The organism is Cellulosimicrobium sp. XJ-DQ-B-000 (genome assembly GCF_031119065.1).
GTDB classification, from domain to species: Bacteria; Actinomycetota; Actinomycetes; order Actinomycetales; family Cellulomonadaceae; genus Cellulosimicrobium; species Cellulosimicrobium funkei.
Genome location: NZ_JAVHYN010000001.1, coordinates 336,570 through 361,942, shown reverse-complemented (window position 1 = coordinate 361,942; position 25,373 = coordinate 336,570). Strand labels below are relative to the sequence as shown.

Below are 25,373 nucleotides of genomic sequence, written 5' to 3'. Positions count from 1 at the left end.
CGTCCGCCGCCCGGGCGATCCGCCCTCCGGCTCCACCCGTGCAGGTCGCCCGCCGCAACCGTCGCCGTCCGTTTCGCCGGAGTTCGCCCGCCGCCGTCCTCCCGTTCACCCCCGCCGGGAAGGGTCCGGTGCGGGCGTCGTCGCCGCTCGGCAGCGCCGCCCGTCGACCCGTTCGCCACGGAAGGGAACCACGATGGACACGTCCGTGCCCACGCACAGGACTTCGCGACGCACCGAGAGACGCACCGAGAGACGCACCGAGAGACCGGCCGACGGCGGGACGCGGCGCCGCGCCGCGGTCGCCGGGGCGCTCGGGGCGGTGCTGGTCGCCGGCCTGCTCGCGCCCGGCGCCGCCGCCGCGACCGCCCCGGGAGCCTCCCCGACCCTCGACCGGACGGCCGCCCGGTCCACCGGGGCCGCCCCGGAGACGCGGCCGGTGCTGAGCCCGACGACCGGCACTTTCCTCGACGGCACGGTGCGTGTCGCGGCCGACCCCGTCCGCGCCGGCGACGCCGTCACGGCGCTCGCGGTCGACGGCACCGCCCTCGACGCCGCCGCGACGCCCGCGACGGCGCGCCTGCTGTTCGACGTCGGCAGCAACTCGATCGAGAAGCGGTACGGCAGCCACGTGCTCGTCAACGGCGAGCGCCTCGAGCTCGACCGGGACATGGTGTCCGAGCGCGTCGCGCTCGACGTGCCCGCGCGGTGGCTCGTGCCGGGCGAGAACCGGGTGCGGTTCGTCGTCGGTGCGGTCACGACGTCGTGCGGCACGAACTACGACGACTACGACCTCACGGACGTGTCCCTCGAGCTCCTGGGCGAGACCGCCGACGGCTCCGCCAACAGCTTCTCCTACGCGTTCGGCGACGGCTCGTGCGGCACGAACACGGCGCGCGTCCTCTCGGCGGACCTCACGTTCGACCTCGACCAGGACCCGGCCGCCACGACCGGCCTCGCCGCGGAGCTCGACACCACGACGCTCGAGAACGGCGCCCACACGCTCACCGCGACGACCGCGTCGGGCGCGACCGCGACGAGCGCGGTCACCGTGAACAACGGCGCCCCGGGGGCGCCCGTGATCCTCCCTGCGGACGGCGCGCTGCTGCACGGTCCGCAGACCGTGCTCGCCACACCGCCCGCCGGGGGCGAGCCGCCCGTCGGCATCGAGCTGGACGGCACCCCGCTGACCACCGTCGCGACGCTCGGCACCGGCTCGTCGCGGTTCGTCTTCACCGTGGGCTCGAACTCGATCGAGGCCCGCTACACCAACCACCTGCTCGTCAACGGGCAGCGCATCGACCTCGTGGACCGCGACTACGTGAGCGAGACGGTGCGGATCGACGTCCCGAACGCCTTCCTGTCCCCGGGCCGCAACGTCGTGCGCTTCGTCACGGGCACGTACCCGACGGCGTGCGGCGACAACCGCGACGACTTCGCGATCTCCGGGATCGCGCTCGACGTGACGGACGGCACGGCGACCGGCGTGGGCATCGCGCCGTCGTACTCGATGGGCGACGGAGACTGCGGCACGAGCACGACGAAGCCGCGCGAGGTCGACCTCGCGTTCGACGTGACGCGCGACGCCGACGCGCCCGCGACCGGCCTGCGGGCCGACGTCGACACGACGACGCTCGCCGACGGCGAGCACGCGATCACGTCGGCGACCGCCGCGGGTGCGGCCGCGCGCCGGACGGTGACCACCGACAACACCGGTCCCGCGATCGTGTCCAGCACGCCGGCGGCGGGCGCGGAGCTCGCGAGCGCGACGAGCCTCGCGGTCGAGCTCGCGGACGCGTCCGGCGTCCTGTCCGGCCCCGACGTCACGCTCGACGGCGAGCCGCTCGAGCTCGGCGCGCCCGTCGGCCCGGGGCTCGCCCCGGGTGCGCACACGCTCGTCGTCACCGCGACGGACGTGCTCGGGAACGCGAGCACGCACGAGATCGCGTTCACGAGCCTCGGCGTGCCCGACGTCCCGACCGACCTCGCGCCCGCGCACGGCACGCGCGACGTCGCGGGGAGCATCGACCTGTCCGCGCGCGTCGCGGCGCCCGGCGGTGGCGACGTCACCGCGACGTTCTCCCGCGCCGACGTCACCGCCCCGGCGCTCGTCGCGCAGGGCGAGTCGGCCGAGGTCCCGACGACGCTCCCGGTCGAGGGTGAGCAGTCCGCCGCGGCGGACGCGCTCGCCCCGGGCGACGACCTGACGCTCGACTCGCCCCGGAGCCGCGACGTCACCTATCAGCGCTTCGAGCTGCCCGCCGAGGGCTCGGCCGCCGGCCAGGTCGTGCGCTGGGAGGGCGTCGTCGACCCGCAGCGGCTCGCGACGCTGCACGTGTGGGACGGGGAGCGGTGGGAGCCCCTCGCGTCCACGCGCGGCGCGGTCGAGGGCACGACGTCGCTGAGCACCGTGCTCCGCGACGGCGCCGCGACCGACGGGACCGTGCACGTCCTCGTCACGGGCACCGACCCCTTCGCCGACGACATCGCCGCGGGCGGGTCGCGCGACGAGACCGACTTCGCGCCCCGCGAGGACTACGACTTCTCGCTGGTCCACCTCACCGACACGCAGTACCTCACCGAGGGAGCGGTCGAGCAGGAGACGGCCGAGGAGCGCGCCGTGTGGGCGCAGGCCTACACGGACCTCACGCAGTGGGTCGTGGACAACGCCGAGGCGCGCGGGATCGCGTACGTGGGTCACACGGGCGACGTGAACGAGAACTACACGCGCCTGCCGGCCGACGACGCGATGGCCGCCCAGGTCCGGGGCGAGTACGCGTTCTCCTCGTCCGCGCAGCAGATCCTCGACGACGCGAACATCCCCAACGGGATCCTCGCCGGCAACCACGACAACCTCACGGGCCAGGACAACGGGCCCGGGGCGCTGTTCAACGAGTTCTACGGCCCCGAGCGCTACGAGGCCCTGTCCGCGGGGTGGGAGAACGCGTCCTACGGCGGGCCCTGGCGCGAGGGCGACAACCAGAACCACTACGACCTGTTCAGCGCGGGCGGGCTCGACTTCGTCGCCGTGTACCTGTCGTACGGGGTGACGGACGAGGAGGCCGCGTGGGCGGACGGCGTCCTCGAGCAGTTCCCCGACCGCAACGCGATCGTGCTCACGCACGACTACCTCGTGCCGAGCACGAACCCCGACGGTCGGGACTCCGAGATCTCGACGCCCGACGGCCGCCTCGTGCACGCCAAGGTCGTCGAGCCCAACCCGAACGTCTTCCTCGTCCTCGCGGGGCACCGGCACGGCGTGGGCATCAACGTGCGCCAGGACGTCGGCACGCCGGGCAGCGGCGTCGTCGAGCTGCTGGCCGACTACCAGTTCTACGAGGTCACGGCCGAGGAGGCGGGCCTCACCGAGATCGGCGGCTACGCGCCCGACGAGGGCCTGCGGCTCGGCGCGAGCTTCCTGCGCCTGCTCCAGTTCGACGTCGACCGCTCCGAGATGATCGTCGACACCTACTCGCCGTGGCTCGAGAACTTCGGCGCCACCGAGTACGACGACGAGCAGCGCTACGACGGCCGCGAGGACGACTTCACCGTCCCCGTCGACCTCACCTCGCGCGTCACGAGCCTGGCGACCGACGCCGTGTCGCTCTACGCCCCGGGCGAGGAGGTCGGCAGGGTGACCGTGCCCTCGGGCGAGGTCGCGACCGTCACGTGGGACGGGCTCGAGCCCGGCGCCGCGCACGCGTGGACCGTCACGGCCACCAGCGCGGGCGGCGGCACCGCCGTCTCGCCGGTGAGCACGTTCACCACCGCGCCCGCCGAGGACGGCCTCGTCGTCGAGACGACGGCGCGAACGCAGTGCCTCGGCGGCACGGCCTACGTCGCCGTCCGGGCCCGCAACGCGGACACCGTCCCGATGGACGTCACGCTCAGCACGCCGTTCGGCGAGCGCACCGTCACGGGCGTGCGACCCGGCGCGTCGGCCTACCAGGCGTTCTCCGTCCGGGCGTCCGACGTCGCGGCGGGCACCGCGCACGTCGCCGCGAGCGGGGACGGCCGGTCGTCCGCCGCGGACGTCCCGTACGACGCGCTCGCGTGCGGCTGACACCGCGCTGATCCGCCGGCGTCGCGCCGCTGACGCGGCGCCGACGGCACGACGGCGGCCCCCGGACCGGACGGTCCGGGGGCCGCTGCGTCGCCCGCCCGGTCGGGGAGCGGGACGGTCAGACGGCGGCCCACCCGCCGTCGCTGTGCAGGACGGCGCCCGAGACGTTGGCCGAGTCGTCCGACAGGAGCCACGTGATCGCCGCGGCCAGCTCGTCGGCGCTCGCGGCCGGCGGGACGGTCGTCGCCATGACCGGTCCGAGCCGCTCGCCCGCGTACGGCGAGCGGAAGGGCGCCTCGATGCTCGTCGCGACGGCCCCGGGGGCGACGACGTTCGCCCGCACGCCCCGGGGCGTGTAGAAGAACGCCGTGCTCTTCGTGAAGCCGACGATCGCGTGCTTCGAGGTCGCGTACGCGGTGCCCGACGCCGACGCGCGCGAGCCCGCCTCCGAGCCGACGTTGACGATCGATCCCTTCCCCGCCTCGAGCATGAGGGGCAGGACCGCACGCGTGAGGCGCATGACCGCGGTGACGTTGACGGTCATGACGAGGTCCCACGTCGCGTCGTCGAGCTCGGCGGTCGGCAGGAAGCCGTCCATGATCCCGGCGACGTTGGCGAGGGCGTCCACCCGGCCGCCCGCGGCAGCGACCACCGCGTCGACCGTGGTCTGCGCGCTCACGTCGCCCGCCACGGTGACGAGAGCGTCCGTGCCGACGTCGGCGACGAGCTTGTCGAGGCGGTCCTCCCGCACGTCGGTGGCGACGACGCGCGCGCCCTCCGCGAGCAGCCGCTCGACCGTCGCGCGGCCGATGCCGGCGCCCGCGCCGGTGACGATCGCCGTGCGTCCCTCGAACCTGCCCGGGACGTGGTTGCTGACCATGACGGCTCCTTCCGTCCGCGCCGGCACTGCCGTCGACCGGCGTCTGCTCCCATCCCAGCGCCCGCGCGCCCGCGCGCGCGAGAGCCGATCGTCCTCATCTGGGCGCCGGTGGTCCCGAGCGTGCGGGCGGGGGTAGGGTCGGCGTCGTGACGCACCCGTCCGTGACCCCCTGGTGGCCGGCCGCCTGACGGCCGGTGACCTCATCCGGCCGTGCCCCGACGACGTGGGCGGCCTCGGTGAACCCGGTGCGCGCGTCGTCGGCCCAGCGGCCGTCCCCCTGAGCTGGAGCCGAGCATGACGACACCGCAGACCCCGCCGACGGCCCTGCCCGTCCGGTCCCTCGAGCCGACGGGCGCCGAGGTGCCCTCGACCGTCCCGACGCACTGGTACAACCTCGCGGCCGACCTCCCCGAGCCGGTGCCCCCGCACCTGCACCCGGGCACGCGCGAGCCCCTCACGCCCGACGACCTCGCGCCGTTGTTCCCGCTCGCGCTCGTCCAGCAGGAGGTGACGACGGAGCGCTACGTCGAGATCCCGCAGACGATCCGCGAGATCTACGCGCTGTGGCGGCCGTCGCCGCTCGTGCGCGCGCGACGCCTCGAGCGGGCCCTGGGCACGCCGGCCCGGATCTACTACAAGTACGAGGGCGTGAGCCCGGTCGGCTCGCACAAGCCGAACACCGCCGTCGCGCAGGCGTACTACAACGCGCTCGAGGGCACCACGAGGCTGACGACCGAGACGGGCGCGGGCCAGTGGGGCGCGTCGCTGTCGTTCGCGGGCGCGCTGCTCGGGCTCGACGTCGAGGTGTGGCAGGTGCGCGCGTCGTACGACTCCAAGCCGTACCGGCGCGCGCAGATGGAGGTCTACGGCGGGATCTGCCACCCGTCGCCGTCGGACCTCACGGAGGCAGGGCGCGCGATGCTCGCCGCGGACCCCGAGACGACCGGCTCGCTGGGCATGGCGATCAGCGAGGCGGTCGAGACGGCCGCGAAGGACCCCGCGGCGCACTACGCGCTGGGCAGCGTGCTCAACCACGTGATGCTGCACCAGAGCGTCATCGGCCAGGAGGCGCTCGTCCAGCTCGACGAGGCGGGCGAGGGCGCGCCGGACGTGGTGTTCGGCTGCGCGGGCGGCGGGTCGAACCTCGCGGGCCTGACGTTCCCGTTCCTCGGCCGCAACCTGCGCGAGGGCACGACGACGCGGCTCGTCGCGTGCGAGCCGGCCGCGTGCCCGTCGCTCACGCAGGGCGAGTACCGCTACGACTTCGGCGACGTCGCGGGCCTCACGCCGCTGCTCAAGATGCACACCCTCGGCAAGGACTTCGTCCCGCCGGCGATCCACGCGGGCGGCCTGCGCTACCACGGCATGTCGCCGATGGTGTCGCACGCGGTGCACCTCGGGCTCATGGACGCCGTCGCGGTCGACCAGGACGAGGCGTTCACGGCCGGGACGCTGTTCGCGCGCAGCGAGGGCATCATCCCCGCGCCGGAGTCGACGCACGCCGTGGCGGCGGCGGTCGCGCACGCGCGCGCGGCGACGGAGCCGGAGGTGATCGTCCTCGGGCTGTCGGGCAACGGGGTGCTCGACCTGCCCGCGTACGCGGCGTACGTCTGACGGGCCGGGCGCCTCGCGCGGCACGACCCCCGCGCGAGGCGCCCGTACCCTGGTGCGGTGCCCGAACCGACCCCCGAGACCCTCGACGAGCCCGTGACCGGCGCCCCCTCCGCGACCCCGGGGACCGGCGACGCCCGACCGCGCTACCGCACCCAGCCCGTGTCGTTCGTGCGGCGCAGCGGCCGCCTCGCGCCGCGCCAGCAGCGCGCGTGGGACGCGTACCGCGACCGCTACCTCGTCGACGTGCCACGCGACGTCGCGCGGACCTCGGTGGACCCGGACCACGTGCTCGACGTCGCGGCGACCTTCGGGCGCGACGCGCGCCTGGTCGTGGAGATCGGCTCGGGCCAGGGCGAGGCGGTCGTCGCGGCCGCCGAGCGCGAGCCGGGCACGGACTTCCTCGCCGTCGAGGTCTACGCGCCCGGGCTGGCCCAGACGGTGCTGCGCGCGTCGCAGCGCGACCTGACGAACGTGCGGCTCGTCCAGGCGAACGCGGCCGAGGTCCTCGCCACCACGCTGCCCGCGGGGAGCGTCGACGAGCTGTGGGTCTTCTTCCCCGACCCGTGGCACAAGTCCCGCCACCACAAGCGCCGTCTCGTGACGCCGTCGTTCGCGGCGCTCGCCGAGCGCGTCCTGCGCGCGCCGGGGGAGGGCGACGACGGCCGCCCCGGCGGGACGCTGCGGCTCGCGACCGACTGGGCTGAGTACGCGGAGCAGATGCTCGAGGTGCTGGACGCTGCGCCGGGGCTGCGCAACGTGCACGGCCCGGGGAACGCCGCGCCGCGCTTCGAGGGCCGGGTGCTCACGGGGTTCGAGCGCAAGGGCGAGGCCGCGGGGCGCGACATCACGGACCTGGAGTACGTGCGCGTCTGACCCGCGGCACGGCTCGCGACCGGCCTCGCGACCGGCCGCGCGCGGTCCTTGCGGACAACAGTGATCTACGGCACATTGTGCCGGGGGTGGAAGGTCGCCCCGGGCACGCAGTGTCGCGTGCGGTCGCGTCGACAGGCGACCGTCCGCGGGGTGCGGGCTCTCTGTCTGTCCACGGAATGAGCCAACGGAGGCGTCATGACCGACGTGACGGCCGCCCCCGGACCGGGGCCCGCCGAAGAGACCGACTACCAGCGGGTGCAACGCTCGCCCGAGTTCCAGGACCTGCGCCGACGCTTCCGGAACTTCGTGTTCCCGATGACCGCGCTGTTCCTCGTGTGGTACTTCGTCTACGTGCTGCTGGCGAACTACGCGCACGACCTCATGAGCGTCCGGGTGTGGGGGAACGTCACCGTCGGGCTGCTCCTCGGGCTCGGCCAGTTCGTGTCCACGTTCGCGATCACCATGGTCTACGCGCGCTGGGCCAACAAGCGCTTCGACGCCCAGGCGGACGAGCTCCGCCGCGAGATCGAGGAGGACGAGCTGTGAGCGCGCACCTCCTGGCCGCCGAGGCCACGGACGTCGGGAACCCCGTCGTCAACGTCGCGATCTTCGCCGTGTTCGTCGCCGTGACCCTCGTCATCGTGCTGCGCGCGTCCCGGCAGAACAAGTCCGCCGCGGACTACTACGCGGGCGGACGGTCGTTCACCGGGCCGCAGAACGGGACCGCCATCGCGGGCGACTACCTGTCCGCCGCGAGCTTCCTCGGGATCTGCGGCGCCATCGCGATCAACGGCTACGACGGGTTCCTCTACTCGATCGGCTTCCTCGTCGCGTGGCTCGTCGCGCTGCTGCTCGTCGCCGAGCTCCTGCGCAACACCGGCAAGTTCACGATGGCCGACGTGCTGTCCTTCCGGCTCAAGCAGCGGCCCGTGCGCATGGCGGCCGCACTCGCGACCCTCGCCGTCGTGTTCTTCTACCTGCTCGCCCAGATGGCGGGGGCCGGCGGCCTGGTGGCGCTGCTGCTCGGCGTCGACTCCACGGCGGGCCAGAGCGTCGTCGTCGCGGTCGTCGGCGCGCTGATGATCCTCTACGTGCTGGTCGGCGGGATGAAGGGCACCACCTGGGTCCAGATCATCAAGGCCGTCCTGCTCATCGCGGGTGCCGCCGTCATGACCGTGTGGGTCCTCGCGAAGTTCGGCTTCAACCTGTCCGACCTGCTCCAGGGCGCGATCGACAAGGCGGGCCCGGGCGGCGAGGCGCTCATCGAGCCCGGCAAGCAGTACGGCGCCACCGGCACCACCAAGCTCGACTTCCTGTCGCTCGCCCTCGCGCTCGTGCTCGGCACCGCCGGCCTGCCGCACGTCCTCATGCGCTTCTACACCGTGCCCTCCGCCAAGGAGGCCCGCCGGTCGGTCGTGTGGGCGATCTGGCTCATCGGCATCTTCTACCTGTTCACGCTCGTGCTCGGGTACGGGGCGGGCGCGCTCGTGGGGCCGGAGACGATCAGCTCCGCTCCAGGGGGCGTGAACTCCGCGGCACCCCTGCTCGCGTTCGCGCTCGGCGGCGAGATCCTCCTCGGCTTCATCTCCGCCGTCGCGTTCGCGACCATCCTCGCCGTCGTCGCCGGGCTCACCATCACCGCGGCGGCGAGCTTCGCGCACGACATCTACGCCAACGTCATCAAGCGCGGCGAGGTCAAGCCCGACGGCGAGGTCAAGGTCGCGCGCATCACCGTCGTCGTCATCGGGATCCTCGCGATCCTCGGCGGCATCTTCGCGCAGGGCCAGAACGTCGCGTTCCTCGTGGCGCTCGCGTTCGCCGTCGCGGCGAGCGCGAACCTCCCGACCATCCTCTACTCGCTGTTCTGGAAGCGGTTCAACACCGCGGGCGCGCTGTGGAGCATGTACGGCGGCCTGATCTCGTGCGTCGTGCTCATCGCGTTCTCTCCCGTCGTGTCCGGGAAGGTCGACCCGGTGACGGGCGCCAGCCTGTCGATGATCAAGAACACGGACATCGACTTCGCGATCTTCCCCCTGAGCAACCCCGGGATCGTGTCGATCCCGCTCGCGTTCCTCCTCGGGATCGTCGGGACGCTCCTCAGCAGGGAGAAGCCGCACCCCGAGAAGTTCGCCGAGATGGAGGTGCGCTCGCTCACCGGGGCGGGCGCCGAGAAGGCGACGGTGCACTAGCCCGACGGCGGCCCCCGCGGAGCGTGCAGGACGCCCCCGGCCTCGACCGGGGGCGTCCGCGCGCGGCAATTCCGTCGCGCGGCACGCCGACGACGCCGTACGGTCGCGCCGTGACCTCCGCTACCCCGGCCCCCGCCGCCCCGGGCGGGGAGACGCCGGTCCTCGTCGTCACCGGGGCGATGGCCTCGGGGAAGTCCACGGTCGCCGACGCGCTCGCCCGCACGTTCCCGCTCGCCGCGCACGTGCGCGGGGACCAGTTCCGGCGGTTCGTGGTCAGCGGCCAGGCGTCGACGGCTCCGCCCCTGTCCGCCGCGGCCCGGGCCCAGCTCGACCTGCGGCAGGCGCTCGCGGCGCAGGCGGCCGACACGTACGCGGCCGCAGGCGTCACGGCCGTGGTCCAGGACATCCTGCTCGGTCCCGACCTCGCGCGGTTCACGGCGCGCGTGCGCACCCGGCCGTGCTACGCCGTCGTGCTGACGCCGGACGCCGCCACGCTCGCCGCGCGCGACGCCGGTCGCCACAAGCAGGCGTACGGCGCCTGGACCCCGGAGGAGTTCGCCGCCGCGGCCCGCGCGACGCCCGGTGGGCTGCACGTCGACACGACCGGGTGGACCGTCGCGCAGACCGTCCGGCACGTGCTCGACCGGCTCGACGAGGCCCGCGTCGCCTGACCCGCCGTCGCACCGCCGGGCGGCGACCGGGCCGTCGCGCGAGGATGGGCCCATGACGTCCGACGCGCAGCCCGAGGCCACCCCTGACGAGACGTACGACGTGATCGTGATCGGCGGCGGGCCCGTCGGCGAGAACGCCGCCGACCGCGCGTCGCGCACCGGCCTGAGCGTGGCGCTCGTCGAGGCCGAGCTCGTGGGCGGCGAGTGTTCGTACTGGGCGTGCATGCCGTCCAAGACGCTCCTGCGCCCAGGGGCCGTGCGGGCCGAGGCGCGGGGCGTCCCGGGCGTCGCCGTCGGGGACGACCTCGACGTCGCCGCCGTCCTCGCGCGCCGCGACCAGATGGTCTCCGACTGGGACGACTCCGGCCAGGTCTCCTGGGTCGAGGGCGCGGGGCTCACGCTCGTGCGCGGGCTCGGGCGGATCGTCGGCCCGCGGCTCGTGGAGGTCGTCGCCGAGGAGCCCGACGCCGACCCGGACGACCTCCCGCGCACCCGGCGGCTCGCGGCCCGCCACGCGGTGATCGTGGCGACCGGCAGCGTGCCCGTCCTGCCCGACGTCCCCGGGCTGGCGGACGCGAACCCGTGGACGAGCCGCGAGGCGACCGCGGTCGAGGACGTGCCCGAGTCGCTCGCGATCGTCGGCGGGGGCGTGGTCGCCACCGAGATGGCGGTCGCGTTCGCCGACCTCGGGGCGCGCGTGACCGTGCTCTCGCGCGGCAGCCTGCTCGGGCGCACCGAGCCGTGGGCGGGCGAGGCGGTCGCCGCGTCGCTGCGGGAGCTGGGGGTCGACGTGCGGCTCGGCGTGGCGACGGAGGCCGTCGAGCCCCTGCCCGACGGCGGCGTGCGGCTCGTCCTCGCGGCCGCCGGTCCCGCGGACGGCGGGGACGCACCGGACCTGTCGCCCGTCACCGCCGAGCGCGTGCTCGTCGCGACGGGCCGCGTGCCGCGCACGCAGGACCTCGGCGTCGACTCCGTCGGGCTCGCGCCCGGCCGCGCGCTGGAGGTCGACGACACGATGCTCGTCCAGGGGCTCGGGTCGGACGCCGGCACCGGGTGGCTGTACGCGGCCGGCGACGTCACCGGTCGCGTCGCGACGACCCACCAGGGCAAGTACCAGGGCCGCGTCGCGGGCGACGTCGTCGCCGCGCGCTTCGGCGACCCCGACGCCGACGGCGCACCCACCGCGGGCGAGCGGCCGCCCGCCGTCGGCTCCCGGCCCGAGCCGTGGTCGCGGTTCGCCGCGACGGCCGACGCCGTGGCCTCCCCCCAGGTCGTGTTCACCCGTCCCGAGGTGGCGGCCGTCGGGCACACCGAGGCGTCCGCGCGCGACGCGGGCCTCGACGTGCGCGTCGTGCGCTACGACCTCGCGAACGTCGCCGGATCCTCGGTGCGTTCCGCCGACTACGCGGGCAGCGCGCAGCTCGTCGTCGACGCCGCGCGCGAGGTCGTCGTCGGCGCCACGTTCGTGGGCCCGGACGCGGCCGAGATGCTGCACGCCGCGACGATCGCCGTCGTGGGCGAGGTGCCGCTGCGCCGGCTGTGGCACGCCGTGTCGTCGTACCCGACCGTGAGCGAGGTCTGGCTGCGGCTGCTCGAGGAGTACGGGCTGTAGGGACCGCCCGGCGCGGGCCCGGCGCCCGCGCCGCGGCCCGGTCGCCTAGGCTCGGGGACGTGACGACCGAGAACTCCGCCCCGCGCGTCGCCCTCGCGACGTGCTCCGTCCTCCCGCAGCTCGACCCCGACGACGCGCCGCTCGTGCGGGCGCTCGACGCCCGGGGCGTCGCGGCACAGCCGGCCGTCTGGGACGACCCCGACGTCGACTGGTCCGCGTTCGACGCCGTCGTCGTGCGCTCCACGTGGGACTACTCCGCCCGGCGCGACGAGTTCGTTGCGTGGGCGGCCCGGGTCCCGCGCATCCTCAACGCGGAGCGGGTGCTGCGCTGGAACACCGACAAGGGGTACCTGCGCGAGCTCGAGGGCGCGGGCATCCCCGTCATCCCGACGCTGTGGCTCGACCCGGCGCGCAACCTCTCCTCGCGCGCGATCCACACGCGCCTGCCCGCCCAGGGCGACTTCGTCATCAAGCCCGTGGTCAGCGCAGGCGCGAAGGACACGGGCCGGTACCAGGCGGGCGAGGCGCACTCGCGCGGGCTCGCGATCCAGCACGCCAAGAACCTGCTCGTCTCCGGGCGCGAGGTCATGGTGCAGCCCTACGTGACGAGCGTCGACACCGCGGGGGAGACGGGCCTCGTCTTCGTCGACGGCGAGTTCTCGCACGCCGTGCGCAAGAACGCGCTGCTCACCGGCCCGCACCGCCCGACGCGCGGCCTGTACCAGCAGGAGGAGATGAGCCCGTTCACCGCGTCCGACGAGCAGCTCGACGTCGCGCGGCGGGCCCTGGCCGTGGCGGCCGACGCCGTCGGCGGCGGCGACCCGGCGAGCTTCCTCTACGCGCGCGTGGACGTCGTCACGGGCAACGACGACGGCGGCGTCGTGGTCATCGAGCTCGAGCTCACCGAGCCGTCGCTGTTCCTCGCGCTCTCCCCGGGGTCTCTCGACCGGTTCGCCGACGCGATCGCGGCGCGCGTCGCGCGCTGACCCGCACCGACCTGCCGCGGATCCCGCAGCCGACAGCGCGAGTCGTCCTCACCGCGCTGCTCAGGGCCCACACACGACGGCGGCCCGTCCCGATCCCGGGACGGGCCGCCGTCGTCGTCGTGCGGTCAGGCGAGGCCGTTCTCGGACAGCCAGTCCGCGGCGATGTCCTCGGGCGAGCGCTGGTCGACCGTGGACTCCACGTTGAGGGCGACGAGGCCCTCGGGGGTGAGCGCCTCGCTCACCGGGTTGATGACGTCCGCGATCTCGTCGGCGATCTCCGCGTTGACGAGCGGCACGACGTTCGAGGCGAGGAACAGGCCCTCCGGGTCCTCGAGCGTGACGAGCTTCTCCGTCTGGATGCGCGGGTCCGCGCTGAACACGTTCGCGATGTTCACGGTCCCGGCGACGAGGTCCTGGACGGTCGTGTCGCCCGTCGCGACGAACGACACGTCGACCCCGTAGACGTCCTTGAGCCCCTGCGGGCCGTAGGGGCGCTGCTCGAGCTCCGCAGGGCCGCCGAGCGTGAGCGGCACGTCGAGGCCGGCGAGGTCGGACAGGCTCGTGAGGTCGTTCTCCGTGGCGAACGCCTCGGTGACGTTGTAGGAGTCCTGGTCCGTGGCGGTCGACTGGTCGAGGACCGTGAGGCCGTCGGGCAGGGCCTCCTGGAGCGCCGCGTACACGTCGTCGGGCGACGTCGCCGTGGTCTCCGGGTCGAAGAACTGCAGCAGGTTGCCCGTGTACTCCGGGAAGAGCTGCACCTCGCCGCTCTCGAGCGCCGGCATGTACGCGTCGCGCTGGCCGATCGAGAAGTTGCGCTCGACCGTGAAGCCCTCGGCCTCCAGTGCCTGCGCGTAGATCTCCGCGATGATCTCGTTCGAGTAGTAGGCCTGCGAGCCGACGACGATCGTGTCGGACGAGGCGCTGCCGCCGCCGTCGGAGCTCGTGGTGTCCTCGGCGAGCGGGTCGGACCCGCCGCCGCAGGCGGTGAGGGCGAGGACGGCGGTCGCCGCGGTGGCGACGAGGGCGGCGGTGCGTCGGGTGGTGCGCATGTGTCTGCCTTTCTGAGGGCCGTCCCGGGGACCGGGAGGGGTCGGTTCGGCGCGTGCGGCGGGGGAGCGCCGTCCGCGTCAGGCGGTGGTGGGTTCGGGGGCGCGGCGGCGCCGCCGGGACGGGGAGTCCTCCGCGGACCGTCCCGCCGTGACGCCGCGCGGCACGACGAGCCGTTGGAGGATCGCGAACAGCGCGTCGAGCACGACGGCCAGCACGACGATGACGAGGGCCGCGCCGAGGATCTGGGAGAAGTCGCGGATCTGGATGCCCTGCACGATGTAGAAGCCGAGACCCCAGTTGCCGACGTAGCCGGCGAGCGTCACGGTGGCGACGACCTGGAGCGTCGCGGACCGCAGCCCGCCGATGAGCAGCGGCAGCCCGAGAGGAACCTCGGCCTTGAGGAGGACCTGCCACCCGGTCATGCCGACGGACCGGGCGCCGTCGACCACGCGCCGCTCGACGGCCTCGATACCGGCGTACGCCCCCGCGAGGATGGGCGGGATCGCGAGGAGCACGAACGCCGTGATCGACGCGGCGACCTTGTGGGTCACCCCGAGCACGAGCACGAGCAGCAGGACGAGCCCGAACGAGGGCACGGCGCGCGCCGCGCCCGAGAGGGCGACCGCGACCTCCCGCCCGCGCCCGGTGTGGCCGATCGCCCAGCCTGCGGGGATAGCGATCGCCGCGGCGATCAGCACCGCCACGAACGTGAACGCGAGGTGGGTCCAGATCGCCTCGGGCAGCGGGAGCGCGCCGGTGAGCCGGTCGGGGGAGAAGATCCAGGCGACCGCGTCGGAGAAGACGTTCATGCGCGCACCTTCCGGGACCAGGGCATGACCGCTCGCCCGGCGAGCACGAGCAGCAGGTCGACGAGCAGGGCGATGACGACGACCGCGACGACGCCGGCGAGGATCTCGGGGACGATCTGCCGCTGGTAGCCGTTGGTGAACAGGTATCCGAGGTTGTCGATCCCGATGAGGATGCCGACCGTCGCGAGCGAGATGGTCGAGACGGCCGTGACGCGCAGCCCGGCGAGCACCACCGGGCCGGCGAGCGGGAGGTCGACCTGCCAGAAGCGTCGCCACGGCCCGTACCCGACGGCGAGGGCCGCCTGCCGGACCGTCGGGTCGACCGACGCCAGAGCGTCGGCGACGAACCGCGTCATGATCGCCACCGCGTAGATCGTCAGTGCCACCACCAGGTTGACCTCGGACAGGAAGCTGATGCCGAGGAGCGGCGGGAGCAGCGCGAAGAGCGCGAGCGACGGGATCGTGTAGAGCAGCCCGACGAGCGTGAGCACGAGACCCCGCGTGAGGCGGAACCGGAACGCGAGCCAGCCGAGCGGGATCGAGACGACGAACCCCAGCACGATCGGCACGACGCACTGGCGCAGGTGCTCGGCGGTCAGACGGCCGATGAGGTCGACGTTGTCCAGGACCCAGGTCATGCGCCGTCCTCGGGGGCGTCGCCGACGAGCACGCCCTGGGTCCGTCCCGCGCCGTCGACGAGGACCGTGCCGTGGTCCGTCCGCTTCGTGCGCAGCGCACGACGGCCGCGCTCGGCACCGATGAAGCTCGCGACGAACTCGCTCGCGGGGTTCTCGAGGATCTCGCTCGGGGACCCGATCTGCGCGATCTGCGCCCCCTTCTCGAGGATCACGACCTGGTCGCCGAGCAGGAAGGCCTCGTCGACGTCGTGCGTGACGAAGACGACCGTCTTCTCCAGCTCCCGCTGCAGCCGGATGGTCTCGGTCTGGAGCTCGGCCCGCACGATCGGGTCGACCGCGCCGAACGGCTCGTCCATGAGCAGGATGTTCGGGTCCGCGGCGAGCGCGCGGGCGACGCCCACGCGCTGCTGCTGGCCCCCCGAGAGCTGGCTCGGGTAGCGGTCGGCGAGCGCCCGGTCGAGGCCGACCGTGTCGAGGAGCTCGAGGGCGCGCTCGCGCGCCTGCCTCCGGGGCGTGCCCTCGAGCCGCAGGACCGTCGTCACGTTGTCGACGACCTTGTAGTGGGGGAGCAGCCCGCCGTTCTGCAGGACGTACCCGATGCTGCGCCGCAGCTTCACCGGGTCGCGGTCGAGGACGGAGCTGCCGTCGATCTCGATCGTGCCGGACGTGGGCTCGACCATCCGGTTGATCATGCGCAGGAGCGTCGTCTTGCCGCTCCCGGAGGAGCCGACGAGCACCGTGGTGCGGTGGGGTGGGATGACGAGGTCGAAGTCGGCGACCGCAGCCGTGCCGTCGGGGTACGTCTTCGTGACCGATCGGAACTCGATCATGGGGCGCTGCCTCCCGACAGTCGGTGAACGGCCTCCACCCAACCACGACCGCGGTTCGGCTCGTCAAGCGCAATGCCGCGCGTCCCCCAGACCGTACGACGAACCACCGACACGCCGCACCCGGACCGCGCGGGCGGCCTCCGCACGGGCGGCGGTCGCCGCCGTGCGTCCGGCCTGCCGCGCGGATTCGCCCGTGACGTGCGTCACGCTGCGGCCTATCGTGGCGCTGTGCCCCACCTCGACGCCCTCCTCGCCTTCGCGCTCGCGTCCCTCGTGCTCGTCGCGATCCCGGGCCCGAGCGTGCTCTTCGTCGTCGGCCGCTCGCTCACGCTGGGCCACCGCGGCGGCGTGCTCAGCGTGCTCGGCAACGAGCTGGGCGCGCTCACGCTCGTGGTCGCGGTGGCGCTCGGGGTCGGGACGGTCGTCGCGACGTCGGTCGCGATCTTCACGGTCGTCAAGCTCGTCGGGGCCGCCTACCTCGTGTGGCTCGGCGTCCAGGCGATCCGTCACCGGCGCGACGGGACCGTCGCCGTCGACGCCGCCCCCGTACGTGAGCCCTGGTGGCGCGTGGTGCGGCAGGGCTACGTCGTCGGGGTGACCAACCCCAAGACGATCGTGTTCTTCGTCGCGGTGCTGCCGCAGTTCACCGACTTCCACGCGGGCCGCGTGCCTGCGCAGATGATGGTGCTCGGGCTCGTCTTCACCGTCATCGCCTTCGTGTGCGACAGCGTCTGGGCGCTGGCGGCGGGCGCGGCCCGCTCGTGGTTCGCGTCCTCGCCCCGGCGCCTCGGCGCGGTGCGGGCCGCGGGGGGCGGGATGATGATCGGCCTCGGCGGCGTCCTCGCCGTCGCGTCGCACCGCGCGCCCTGAGCGGCCCGGGGCGCGTCGACGGAGGGCTCGTCGGGCCCGGGACGCGACGAGGGCCGGTCTCCGTACGGAGACCGGCCCTCGCCGTCTGGGGTGAGTAACGGGACTTGAACCCGCGACCCCCTGGACCACAACCAGGTGCTCTACCAGCTGAGCTATACCCACCATGTGAGCCGTGCTCACGGACCGGCGCCTGGAGCACCGGCCGTCGAAAAGTGTACCCGGTCCGCGGGGTGCTCCTGGACGCCTTTCTCGCGTCAGGCCTCGCCGGCTCCTGTGACGGTCGCCACGGCCGGGTCGTCGGTGGCGTCGGCGCCCTCGGCGGGACGCGTGCGTCCCCGGGTCACGCTCGTCGTGACGACCTGCTCCGCGATCTTGCGGGCGGTCGCCGAGTCCGGGCCCGGCGCGGGCACGAAGACGGCGGCGCGGTAGTAGCGCAGCTCGTCGATGCTCTCGAGGATGTCGGCGAGCGCGCGGTGCCCGCCGTGCTTCTCGGGAGAGGAGAAGTAGGCGCGGGGGTACCAGCGGCGCGAGAGCTCCTTGACGGAGGAGACGTCGATGATCCGGTAGTGCAGGTGGCTCATGAGGGCCGGCATGTCGCGGTCGAGGAACGCCTTGTCGGTCCCGACGGAGTTCCCCGCGAGGGGCGCCTTCCCGGGCTCCGGCACCCAGGTGCGGACGTAGTCCAGGACGCGCTGCTCGGCCTCAGCCAGCGTCAGGCCCTCGTCGAGCTCGTCCAGGAGGCCGGAAGTGGTGTGCATCTGGCGCACGAAGTCGCCCATCTGCTCGAGCGCCTCGGCCGGGGGGCGGACCAGGACGTCGACCCCGTCGCCGAGCACGTTGAGCTCGGAGTCGGTGACGACCGCGGCGACCTCGACGAGGGCGTCGGCGCCCAGGTCGAGCCCGGTCATCTCGCAGTCGATCCAGACGATGCGTTCGTTCGCGTTCACAGGGCTCACGCCCACAGCCTAGTCGCGCACGAGGAAGGCCCCGGCGGTCCGGTCCACGGAGGGTCCGGACGGCCGAGGCCTTCGACGGGTCGCGCTCTCGCCCGGCGGGGTGTGCCCCCGGTGCGACGAGCGCTCGGTGCGCGTCATGCGGTGCGGCGCGACAGGCGGGCCTGCCGGGTGTGCGCCGGGACGCGGGTCGTGGTGCGGCGCAGCTGCGACCGGCGCAGGGTCTGCTCCTGCAGCTGCTCGCGACGGCTGAGGGCCGCCACGTCGTACGTGATCAAGGGATGCATGGTGCTGCTCTCGTGACGCTGGGTTCGTGGGTCTGGCCGGACCCTCCACCGCCCGGTACGGACCGGACGGACGCCACCGCGGTGTGTGCTCATACGACCACGCCGGGCGCCGGGGGCGCACGGGATTTTCGCCAGGACCGCCCGGGGGCCCGTCCGGTCCGTCGGAGGGTCGGCCCGGGACCGTGCCGCGCTGCGTCGTCGGCCCGCGTTCCGTAGCCTCCGGGGATGGGTGCGACGACGAGCGGGTCGAAGGAGGGCACGTCGCCGCGGGCGGTGCTCGTGAGCGTCTGGCCGGGGGTGCTCCTGGTCCTGGTCGGCGTCCTGGGCTTCGCCGGCCTGCTGGACTCCGTCCGGGAGCGGGACGACCTCTGGCGGTTCGACGAGCCGCTGCTGGCCTGGATGGTCGCGCACCGGACTCCCGTCGCCACGGGGGTGCTGACGGTCGTGACGAACGTGTTCGGCCCGTTCGTGCTGCCCGTCCTCGTGGCGGTGGGGTGCGTCGTGTGGGCCCGCCGCTCGGGGACGTGGTGGGAGCCGGGCCTGCTCGCCGGGGCGATGGTGCTCGCGACCCTCGTCTCGAGCGTGCTCAAGGCCGTGATCGCGCGACCGCGCCCCCCGGACGTCTCGATGGTCGTGGCCGGGGTGGAGCGGTCGTTCTCGTTCCCGTCGGGCCACACGATCGGCGCGGCGACGCTCGTGCTCGTCGGGGGCTACCTCGTGTGGCACCGCCACCGCGACGCGCGCGTGCTCACGGTCTGGGTCGTGGCGTCGGTGCTCGTCGTCGGGACCGTGGCGCTGAGCCGGCTCTACCTCGGGTACCACTTCCTCACGGACGTCCTCGCCGGGCTCTGCCTGGCCGTGGCGGTGCTCGGCGTCGTGGTCGCGGTCAGCCGGGTGCACGACCTGCTGGCTCGACCGGAGGCATCCCCGCGGCCCGTCGAGGCACCGCCCGAGGAATCTTAAGAAAGAACTCTTGCGCAAGATATCTTTCGTGACGTAGCGTCGCCGCCATGACGACCGCTGCCGACCGCCCCGCGCCGGGCACCCCCGCGAGCACGACCTCGCCGGAGCCGGTCGTCGCGACCGACCCGGCGAGCATCCGCGCCCTCGCGCACCCCCTGCGCCTGCGGATCCTCGCGCTGCTCGACGACGAGGGCGAGGTCACGGCCACGCGCTGCGCCGAGGTCACGGGCGAGTCGGTCGCGAGCTGCTCGTTCCACCTGCGCATGCTCGCGAAGTACGGCTACGTCGAGGCCGCCGAGCGGCGCGGCAAGGAGCGCCCGTGGCAGACGGTCGGGCGCGGCCGCCAGACCCGCTTCGACCCCGACGTGCCCGAGTCGCTGCCCGCGGCGAGCGCCGTGGCGGACCTCGTGCTCGGCCAGGAGGCGGCGCGCGTGCGGGCGTGGCTCGCCGGCGCCGCGGAGGAGGACCCGCGGTGGTTGCTCGCTTCCACGCTCAGCTCGTCGTCGTTCTACGCGACGCGCGAGGAGCTCGACGCGCTCGCGCGCGAGGTCGAGGCGCTCACCGACCGGTTCGCCGGGCGCTGGGAGGACCCGGCGCTGCGCCCCGAGGGCGCGCGACCGGCGCGGCTGTTCGCCGTCGTCAACGCCGACCCGCCCGCGGACCCCCGGTGACCGCGCCGTCCGAGCCGGCGGCCACGGACCAGGCCGCGGCGCCGACGTCGACCGCCGCGCCGACGGCGACCGGGGAGAGGGCGACCGGGGCGTCCGCGCCGCAGCGCGAGAGCACGACGCCGGGACCGGACGCACGGGCGGCGCTCCGCGGGCGCCCCTTCCGGCTGCTCTCCGTCGCGTGGGGCTTCACCAACTTCGCCGACTCGGTGCTCGCGATCATCCTCGCCGTGTGGGTCAAGGACCTCACGGGATCGAACGGTGCGGCCGGGCTCGTGTTCGCCGCGCTGGGCCTGCCCGCGCTCGCGTCGCCGTTCCTCGGCCAGCTCGCCGACCGGGTGTCCCGCCGCCGGATGCTCGTCGCGACGTACCTCGTCGGCGCGGCCGTGCTGCTCGCGCTCCTCCTCGTCCGCGGCCCGGGACAGGTGTGGCTCGTGCTCCTCGTGACGGTCGTGTACTCGGGGGTCGGGTTCGCGACGTCCGCCGCGCAGTCCGGGCTCGTGCGCGACATGCTGCCCGACGACGCGCTCGCCGCCGCGAACGGCCGCCTCACGACGATCGACCAGGTGTTCCGCCTGCTCATGCCCGTCGTCGGCGCGGGCGCCTACGCGATGGCGGGCGTGTGGCCGCTCGTCCTGGCCGCGTCGGGCGCGTTCGTCGTCGCGGCCGCGGTGGTGGCGCGCGTGCGGGTGCGCGAGACACCGCCGGCCGACGAGCGCGAGCCGTACCTCGCCGAGGTGACGGCGGGCTTCCGGCACCTCGCGCGGACGGCCCCGCTCGGCGTGCTCACCGTCGCCCTCGTCGTCGCGTTCGGGGCGGTGGGCCTGCTCAACGCCGTGAGCCTCGCGATCGTCGAGGACGGCCTCGGCCTGCCCGCCGCGCTGCTCGGCCCGGTCTCGTCCGTCCAGGCCGTGACCGCGATCGTGGCCGGCCTCACCGCTGCCCGGCTCGCGGCCCGGTGGGGCGCGCAGCGCCTCGTCGCGCTGGGGCTGGTCGTGCTCGCGCTCGGCATCGTCCCGGCGACCGGCACGAGCGTGGTGGCGGTCGTCGTCGGGCTGGGCGGCGTCGGCCTCGGCGTCACGTGGGCGATCGTCGGGTTCGTCACCGAGCGCCAGCTCCGCACGCCGCCCGCGCTCCAGGGCCGGGTGGCCGCGGCGAGCACCATGCTGCTCAACGTGCCCCAGCTCCTGCTCACCGTGGTGGGGGCCGCGCTCGTCGGGGTCGTGGACTACCGGGTGCTGCTCGTCGTGACCGTGGCGGGCATCGCCGTCGCCGCGGCGCTCGCCCTGCGTGGCCGGCGCGCCGTCGCCGGCGCGCGCTAGCGGGACCGACCGGCGGCACAGCGGCGGGGCCGGGACAGCGGGCACGACAGCGGGGGGCACGACGGCGGGGCGCAGCACCGGGACCACCGGCGAGACGACGCCGGGGCGGCCTCAGTCGTCGACGCCGCGGGCGCGCAGCGCGTCGCCGAGCGCGTCCGCCTGGCGCAGGGCGCCCACGACGAGCGGGACGGCGAAGGCCCGGACGTCGTGCTCCCGGCCGCGCGCGCGGCACGCGTCCCGCACGCGCTGCGCGAGCGCCGCGACCACCGGGACGGAGCGCACGGCGAGCGAGAGGACGAGCGCGACCCGGCCGACGTCGACCCCCACGCGGCCGAGCGGGCGCAGCCCGCGCTCGATCGCCGCGAGCACCGCGGCCGTGCGGGTCGTGAGCAGCACGAGGCCTGCGAGGGCGACGATCGCCACGAGGCGGGTCGTGAGGACCACCGCGGCGGCGGGACCGAGCGCGAACCACTGCACCGCGAGGAGCACCGGCACGACGAGCCGCAGCGGTCGGACCTGCTCCCACGCCGCGCGGGCCCCCACCCCCGCGAGCGCGTAGAGCGTCGCGACCACGACGACCACGACCCCCACCGCGACCGGCGACGACACGAGCAGCACCGCGCCCGACGCCGTCGCGAGGCCGACGAGCTTCGCCCCGGCCGGGAGGCGGTGCAGCACCGAGGTCCCCGGGCGGTAGCCGCCCGCCGTCATCCCGGCCCCGCGTCGACCAGGCGCCGGTAGTGCGCGACGGCCGGGCCCGGCGCGTCGTCCGCGACGACCCGCCCGCCGTCGACCACGAGCACGCGGTCCATCGCGTCCATGAGCGCGAGGTCGTGCGAGACGAGCACGACCTGCTGGGAGAGGGACGCGAGCTCCGCGGCGACGCGGCGCGTGTTGCGCAGGTCGAGGAGCGTGGTCGGCTCGTCGGCCACGACGAGGCGCGGTCCCGCAGCGAGCACGGAGGTGAGCGCGAGGAGCTGCTTCTGGCCGCCCGAGAGCAGGTGCGCGGGATGGTCCGCGTGCTCGGCCAGGCCGCGCGCCGCGAGGGCGCGCCGCACGACCGCGGCGCGCTCGTCCGCGGGGACGCCGCGCAGCGAGTACGCGACGTCCTCCGCCACGGTCGGCATGACGATCTGCGCGTCCGGGTCGGTGAACACGAACCCCACGCGCCGTCGCACCGCCGCGCCCTGGCGGCGCGTGTCGAGACCGTCGACGAGCACGCGCCCCGCCGTGGGCACGACGAGCCCGTTGAGCAGGCGGGCCAGGGTGCTCTTGCCCGAGCCGTTCGCACCGACCACCCCGACCCGGCGCTCGCGCAGCTCGAGGCTCACGCCGCGCAGGACGTCGCGCTCGCCGAGCCGCACGTGCACGTCCTCGAGCCGCACCACGCAGCCCGCTGCGCCGTCCTGCGGCGGGAGCTCGGGCGCGGGTGCCGCGACCTCGGCCGGGCGGTCCCGGCGTCGCCCCCGCAGGGCGCGCGCCGCCCGCGCGATCACCGCGTCACCTCCACGAGCACCGCGACGCCCTGGCCGCCGCCGACCGCCGCCGTCGCGAGCCCGAGCGTCCCGGCCCGCGCCCCCCCGCGCACGAGCCGGGAGAACAGCCGGACCACGGCCACCGCGCCGCTCGCGCCCCACGGGTGGCCCAGCGCGAGCGCGCCGCCGTCGGCGCACACGCGGGCGTCGTCCGCCGGGTCGCCCAGCGGGTCGAGGCCGAGCGCGTCGGTGACCGCGAGCACCTGGGCCGCGAACGCCTCGACGACCTCGACCGCGGCCACGTCGTCGAGCCGCGCGCCGGCGCGGTCGAGCACCACGCGCACCGCGGGCACAGGGCCCCACCCGGGCAGCGCCGGGTCGCAGCCCACGGTGGCCGACGCGACGACCCGCAGGCCCGCGAGGCCCAGGTCGCGGCGCACCGCCTCGGGAACCACCGCGACGACCGCGGCGCCGTCGCTCACCGGGCTCGACGTCGCCGCCGTGACGGTCCCGTCGGGGGCGAACGCGGGGGAGAGCCGTGCGACGACGGCCGGGTCGAGGCGGCGCGCGCGCTCGTCGCGCTCCAGGGCACGGCCCGGCCGGCCGACGCGCACGGTCTCGGCGGCGAACCGCCCGGCGTCGTGCGCCGCACGGGCGCGCGCGTGGCTGCGCACCGCGTACGCCTCCTGGCGCTCGCGGGTCACGCCGCGTCGTCGGGCGAGCTCGTCGGCCGCCGCGCCCATCTCCGGGTCGGCCCACGGCACGGGCGTGAACGCCGCGCGCGCGTACGGGACGTCCCCCCACGGCGTGCGGTGGGCCCGCGCGGGGGAGCGCGTCGCGCTCTCGGTGCCGCCCGCGAGGACGAGCGTCGCCTCGTCCGCGCGGACCTGCTGCGCCGCGACGAGCACGGCCGCGAGGCCGGACGCGCACTGCCGGTCGACCGTGAGGCCGGGCACGCCGACGCCCGCTCCGGCGGCGAGCGCCGCGACGCGCGCGACGTCCCCGCCGGGGCCCGTGCAGCACCCGAGCACGACGTCCGCGACGTCACCGTCGACGCCCTGCGCCTGCGCGTCGTCGAGGGTCGCGCGCAGCGCCGCGGCCGCGAGGTCCACCTCGGTGAGCGCCCGGTGCCCGTGGCCCGCGGTGCCGATCCACGTGCGGCGCGCGGCGACCACCACGGGCGTCGCGTCCGTCGTGCCGCGCGTCGACGTGCTCGGGTGCCGGGTCACCGCAGCGGCTCCAGGCCCGACCGCGCGAGGTCCGTCCCGCCGAGGGCCTCGCTCACCGCGCCGCGCGCGGGCTTGCCCGACGGCGTCCTCGGCAGCGCGCGCGTGCCGTACCAGCGCCGCGGTCGCTGGGCCGGCGCGAGCGCCGCGCGGGCGACCCGCTCGAGGTGCGCGCGCAGCCCCGACCGGTCGTCGCACTCCACGACGGCCGTCACGACCGCCCCGAGGCGGCGGTGCGCCGTGCCGAGCACGACGACGTCGCGCACCCCGGGCACGGCCCGCAGCACGACCTCGACGTCCTCGGGCACGACCGTCGACCCGCCCGAGAGGATCGCGCCGTCGCCCCGGCCGCGCAGCACGAGCGGCTCCGGCCCCGGGTCGGCGAGGTCCCCGACGGTGTGCCACGCGCCGTCGCGCCGCAGCGGTCCCGTGGCGCGCGCGAGGTAGCCGCGCGACACCCACGGCGAGCGCACCCACACCTCGCCGACGCTCGCCGACGGCAGGGGGCGGACCGCCAGGTCCACGCCGGGGAACGCGCGCAGCCCCGACCCGTCGGGGTCGTAGGCGACAAACGACAGCTCGACGGCGCCGTAGTACGCGAGCAGGTCGACGCCGAGGCCCCGCGCCCGCTCCCGCGCCCCGGGCGCGAGCGACGCCCCGCCGACGACCGCGTGCCGCAGCCGGGACGGCGCGCCCGCGGCGACGGCGTCGAGCACGTCGTCGAGGACCTGCGGCACGAGGTGCACGACGTCGCTCGTCGCGAGCGCCGCCGTCGTCGCGGCCGGCGTGCGGGTGAGGACGGCGCACGCCCCGACGGCGAGCGTGTGCACGGCGGCGAAGCAGTACAGCGACGACGCGAGCGGGCCGGGGACGAGGACCGCGTCGGTGGGTCGCAGCCCGAGGAGACGGGTGACCGCGTCGAACGACCCCGCCCACGACGCGCGCGTGCGCACGACCGCGCGCGGGCGGCCGGTGCTCCCCGACGAGAACCCGGCCCACGCGAGGTCGTCGGGGCCGGGGACGTGCGGCGGCGCGGGCTCTGCGCCGTCGGCGGTGCCGGTCCCGCGCGGCAGCGGCACCTCGACGAACGTGCGCGGCGCGAGCGTGCGCAGCACCTCGGCGCGGTGGGCGCGCGGCCAGGCGGCGTCGCACACGAGCGGCGTCGCGCCCAGGTGGTCGACGGCCAGCATCGCCGTGAGCAGGTCGAGCGGGTCCGGCAGCGACACGGCGACGAGGTCGCCCGGTCGCGTACCCGACGCGCGCAGGTGCGTCGCGCCCGCGCGCACGTCCGCGGCGAGCGCGGCGTAGGTGCGCGACCGCTCGGGCGTGCGCAGGGCGGGACGGTCGCGCGCGGCCGGGTCGGCGGCGTGCGTCAGGACCTGGTGGGCGACGGGCAC

The 25,373-nt window shown here is 75.3% G+C and carries 23 protein-coding genes and 1 tRNA gene; 12 read left to right on the top strand and 12 right to left on the bottom strand.

Annotated features, from left to right (window positions below; genetic code table 11):
• Positions 1 to 319 precede the first annotated feature (319 nt).
• Complete coding sequence (locus RDI86_RS01725; RefSeq protein WP_308820512.1) at positions 320 to 4,060, top strand: metallophosphoesterase; 3,741 nt, start codon at positions 320 to 322, stop codon at positions 4,058 to 4,060.
• Between the two features lie 118 nt (positions 4,061 to 4,178).
• On the opposite strand, the gene RDI86_RS01720 is transcribed toward RDI86_RS01725, so the two are convergent.
• A complete protein-coding gene (locus RDI86_RS01720; protein WP_076406644.1) occupies positions 4,179 to 4,940 on the bottom strand; it encodes an SDR family NAD(P)-dependent oxidoreductase in 762 nt (253 codons plus the stop codon).
• 294 nt (positions 4,941 to 5,234) lie between these two features.
• Here RDI86_RS01720 and RDI86_RS01715 point away from each other — a divergent pair, with 294 nt between their 5' ends.
• From RDI86_RS01715 to RDI86_RS01685, 7 genes are all read left to right on the top strand, one after another.
• Complete coding sequence (locus RDI86_RS01715) at positions 5,235 to 6,554, top strand: TrpB-like pyridoxal phosphate-dependent enzyme (RefSeq protein WP_043654086.1); 1,320 nt, start codon at positions 5,235 to 5,237, stop codon at positions 6,552 to 6,554.
• Between the two features lie 57 nt (positions 6,555 to 6,611).
• Positions 6,612 to 7,427, top strand: a complete 816-nt coding sequence (gene trmB / locus RDI86_RS01710) for a tRNA (guanosine(46)-N7)-methyltransferase TrmB (RefSeq protein WP_374990507.1) — start codon at positions 6,612 to 6,614, stop codon at positions 7,425 to 7,427.
• A gap of 195 nt (positions 7,428 to 7,622) precedes the next feature.
• Complete coding sequence (locus RDI86_RS01705) at positions 7,623 to 7,973, top strand: DUF485 domain-containing protein (protein ID WP_308820511.1); 351 nt, start codon at positions 7,623 to 7,625, stop codon at positions 7,971 to 7,973.
• Entirely contained in the window at positions 7,970 to 9,616 is a 1,647-nt protein-coding gene (locus RDI86_RS01700) for a cation acetate symporter (RefSeq protein WP_021482756.1), read from the top strand. Before RDI86_RS01705 ends, RDI86_RS01700 begins: the two co-directional genes overlap by 4 nt.
• A gap of 110 nt (positions 9,617 to 9,726) precedes the next feature.
• Positions 9,727 to 10,287 (top strand): AAA family ATPase, encoded by a 561-nt coding sequence (locus RDI86_RS01695; protein WP_308820510.1) that lies wholly within the window; start codon positions 9,727 to 9,729, stop codon positions 10,285 to 10,287.
• 52 nt (positions 10,288 to 10,339) lie between these two features.
• On the top strand, positions 10,340 to 11,899 hold the full coding sequence (locus tag RDI86_RS01690; protein WP_308820509.1) for an NAD(P)/FAD-dependent oxidoreductase: 1,560 nt from the start codon (positions 10,340 to 10,342) through the stop codon (positions 11,897 to 11,899).
• A gap of 59 nt (positions 11,900 to 11,958) precedes the next feature.
• Positions 11,959 to 12,885: a RimK family alpha-L-glutamate ligase gene (locus tag RDI86_RS01685; protein WP_168946035.1), complete on the top strand. Its 927-nt coding sequence runs from the start codon at positions 11,959 to 11,961 to the stop codon at positions 12,883 to 12,885.
• 125 nt (positions 12,886 to 13,010) lie between these two features.
• On the opposite strand, the gene RDI86_RS01680 is transcribed toward RDI86_RS01685, so the two are convergent.
• The 4 genes from RDI86_RS01680 to RDI86_RS01665 all read right to left on the bottom strand — a co-directional run bounded on the left by RDI86_RS01680 (position 13,011) and on the right by RDI86_RS01665 (position 16,212).
• On the bottom strand, positions 13,011 to 13,934 hold the full coding sequence (locus RDI86_RS01680; RefSeq protein ID WP_168946034.1) for an ABC transporter substrate-binding protein: 924 nt from the start codon (positions 13,932 to 13,934) through the stop codon (positions 13,011 to 13,013).
• Positions 13,935 to 14,012: 78 nt separating this feature from the next.
• Entirely contained in the window at positions 14,013 to 14,744 is a 732-nt protein-coding gene (locus RDI86_RS01675; protein ID WP_076406660.1) for an ABC transporter permease, read from the bottom strand.
• A complete protein-coding gene (locus tag RDI86_RS01670; protein WP_308820508.1) occupies positions 14,741 to 15,382 on the bottom strand; it encodes an ABC transporter permease subunit in 642 nt (213 codons plus the stop codon). The genes RDI86_RS01675 and RDI86_RS01670 overlap by 4 nt, the downstream gene beginning before the upstream one ends.
• Entirely contained in the window at positions 15,379 to 16,212 is an 834-nt protein-coding gene (locus tag RDI86_RS01665) for an ABC transporter ATP-binding protein (protein WP_034654058.1), read from the bottom strand. The genes RDI86_RS01670 and RDI86_RS01665 overlap by 4 nt, the downstream gene beginning before the upstream one ends.
• 228 nt (positions 16,213 to 16,440) lie before the next feature.
• Between RDI86_RS01665 and RDI86_RS01660 the strand changes: the two genes are divergently transcribed.
• A complete protein-coding gene (locus RDI86_RS01660; protein WP_308820507.1) occupies positions 16,441 to 17,082 on the top strand; it encodes a LysE family translocator in 642 nt (213 codons plus the stop codon).
• Between the two features lie 86 nt (positions 17,083 to 17,168).
• On the opposite strand, the gene RDI86_RS01655 is transcribed toward RDI86_RS01660, so the two are convergent.
• From RDI86_RS01655 to RDI86_RS01645, 3 genes are all read right to left on the bottom strand, one after another.
• Positions 17,169 to 17,244, bottom strand: a tRNA-His gene (locus RDI86_RS01655).
• A gap of 92 nt (positions 17,245 to 17,336) precedes the next feature.
• On the bottom strand, positions 17,337 to 18,038 hold the full coding sequence (gene orn, locus RDI86_RS01650; protein ID WP_083712042.1) for an oligoribonuclease: 702 nt from the start codon (positions 18,036 to 18,038) through the stop codon (positions 17,337 to 17,339).
• A gap of 134 nt (positions 18,039 to 18,172) precedes the next feature.
• A complete protein-coding gene (locus RDI86_RS01645) occupies positions 18,173 to 18,313 on the bottom strand; it encodes a hypothetical protein (RefSeq protein WP_157446647.1) in 141 nt (46 codons plus the stop codon).
• 234 nt (positions 18,314 to 18,547) lie between these two features.
• Between RDI86_RS01645 and RDI86_RS01640 the strand changes: the two genes are divergently transcribed.
• The 3 genes from RDI86_RS01640 to RDI86_RS01630 are packed head-to-tail and all read left to right on the top strand — an operon-like array spanning position 18,548 to position 21,275.
• Entirely contained in the window at positions 18,548 to 19,285 is a 738-nt protein-coding gene (locus RDI86_RS01640) for a phosphatase PAP2 family protein (protein ID WP_076406666.1), read from the top strand.
• Between the two features lie 47 nt (positions 19,286 to 19,332).
• Positions 19,333 to 19,956, top strand: a complete 624-nt coding sequence (locus RDI86_RS01635; RefSeq protein WP_206154300.1) for a helix-turn-helix transcriptional regulator — start codon at positions 19,333 to 19,335, stop codon at positions 19,954 to 19,956.
• Positions 19,953 to 21,275, top strand: a complete 1,323-nt coding sequence (locus RDI86_RS01630) for an MFS transporter (protein ID WP_061268550.1) — start codon at positions 19,953 to 19,955, stop codon at positions 21,273 to 21,275. The genes RDI86_RS01635 and RDI86_RS01630 overlap by 4 nt, the downstream gene beginning before the upstream one ends.
• A gap of 111 nt (positions 21,276 to 21,386) precedes the next feature.
• On the opposite strand, the gene RDI86_RS01625 is transcribed toward RDI86_RS01630, so the two are convergent.
• The 4 genes from RDI86_RS01625 to RDI86_RS01610 form a co-directional block, all read right to left on the bottom strand.
• Complete coding sequence (locus tag RDI86_RS01625) at positions 21,387 to 21,953, bottom strand: energy-coupling factor transporter transmembrane protein EcfT (protein WP_308820506.1); 567 nt, start codon at positions 21,951 to 21,953, stop codon at positions 21,387 to 21,389.
• Between the two features lie 29 nt (positions 21,954 to 21,982).
• Complete coding sequence (locus RDI86_RS01620) at positions 21,983 to 22,663, bottom strand: energy-coupling factor ABC transporter ATP-binding protein (protein WP_163184886.1); 681 nt, start codon at positions 22,661 to 22,663, stop codon at positions 21,983 to 21,985.
• A 104-nt stretch (positions 22,664 to 22,767) separates the two neighbouring features.
• On the bottom strand, positions 22,768 to 23,979 hold the full coding sequence (locus tag RDI86_RS01615; RefSeq protein WP_308820505.1) for a thiolase family protein: 1,212 nt from the start codon (positions 23,977 to 23,979) through the stop codon (positions 22,768 to 22,770).
• Positions 23,976 to 25,373, bottom strand: coding sequence for a class I adenylate-forming enzyme family protein (locus RDI86_RS01610; RefSeq protein WP_308820504.1), 1,398 nt, complete (start codon positions 25,371 to 25,373; stop codon positions 23,976 to 23,978). The genes RDI86_RS01615 and RDI86_RS01610 overlap by 4 nt, the downstream gene beginning before the upstream one ends.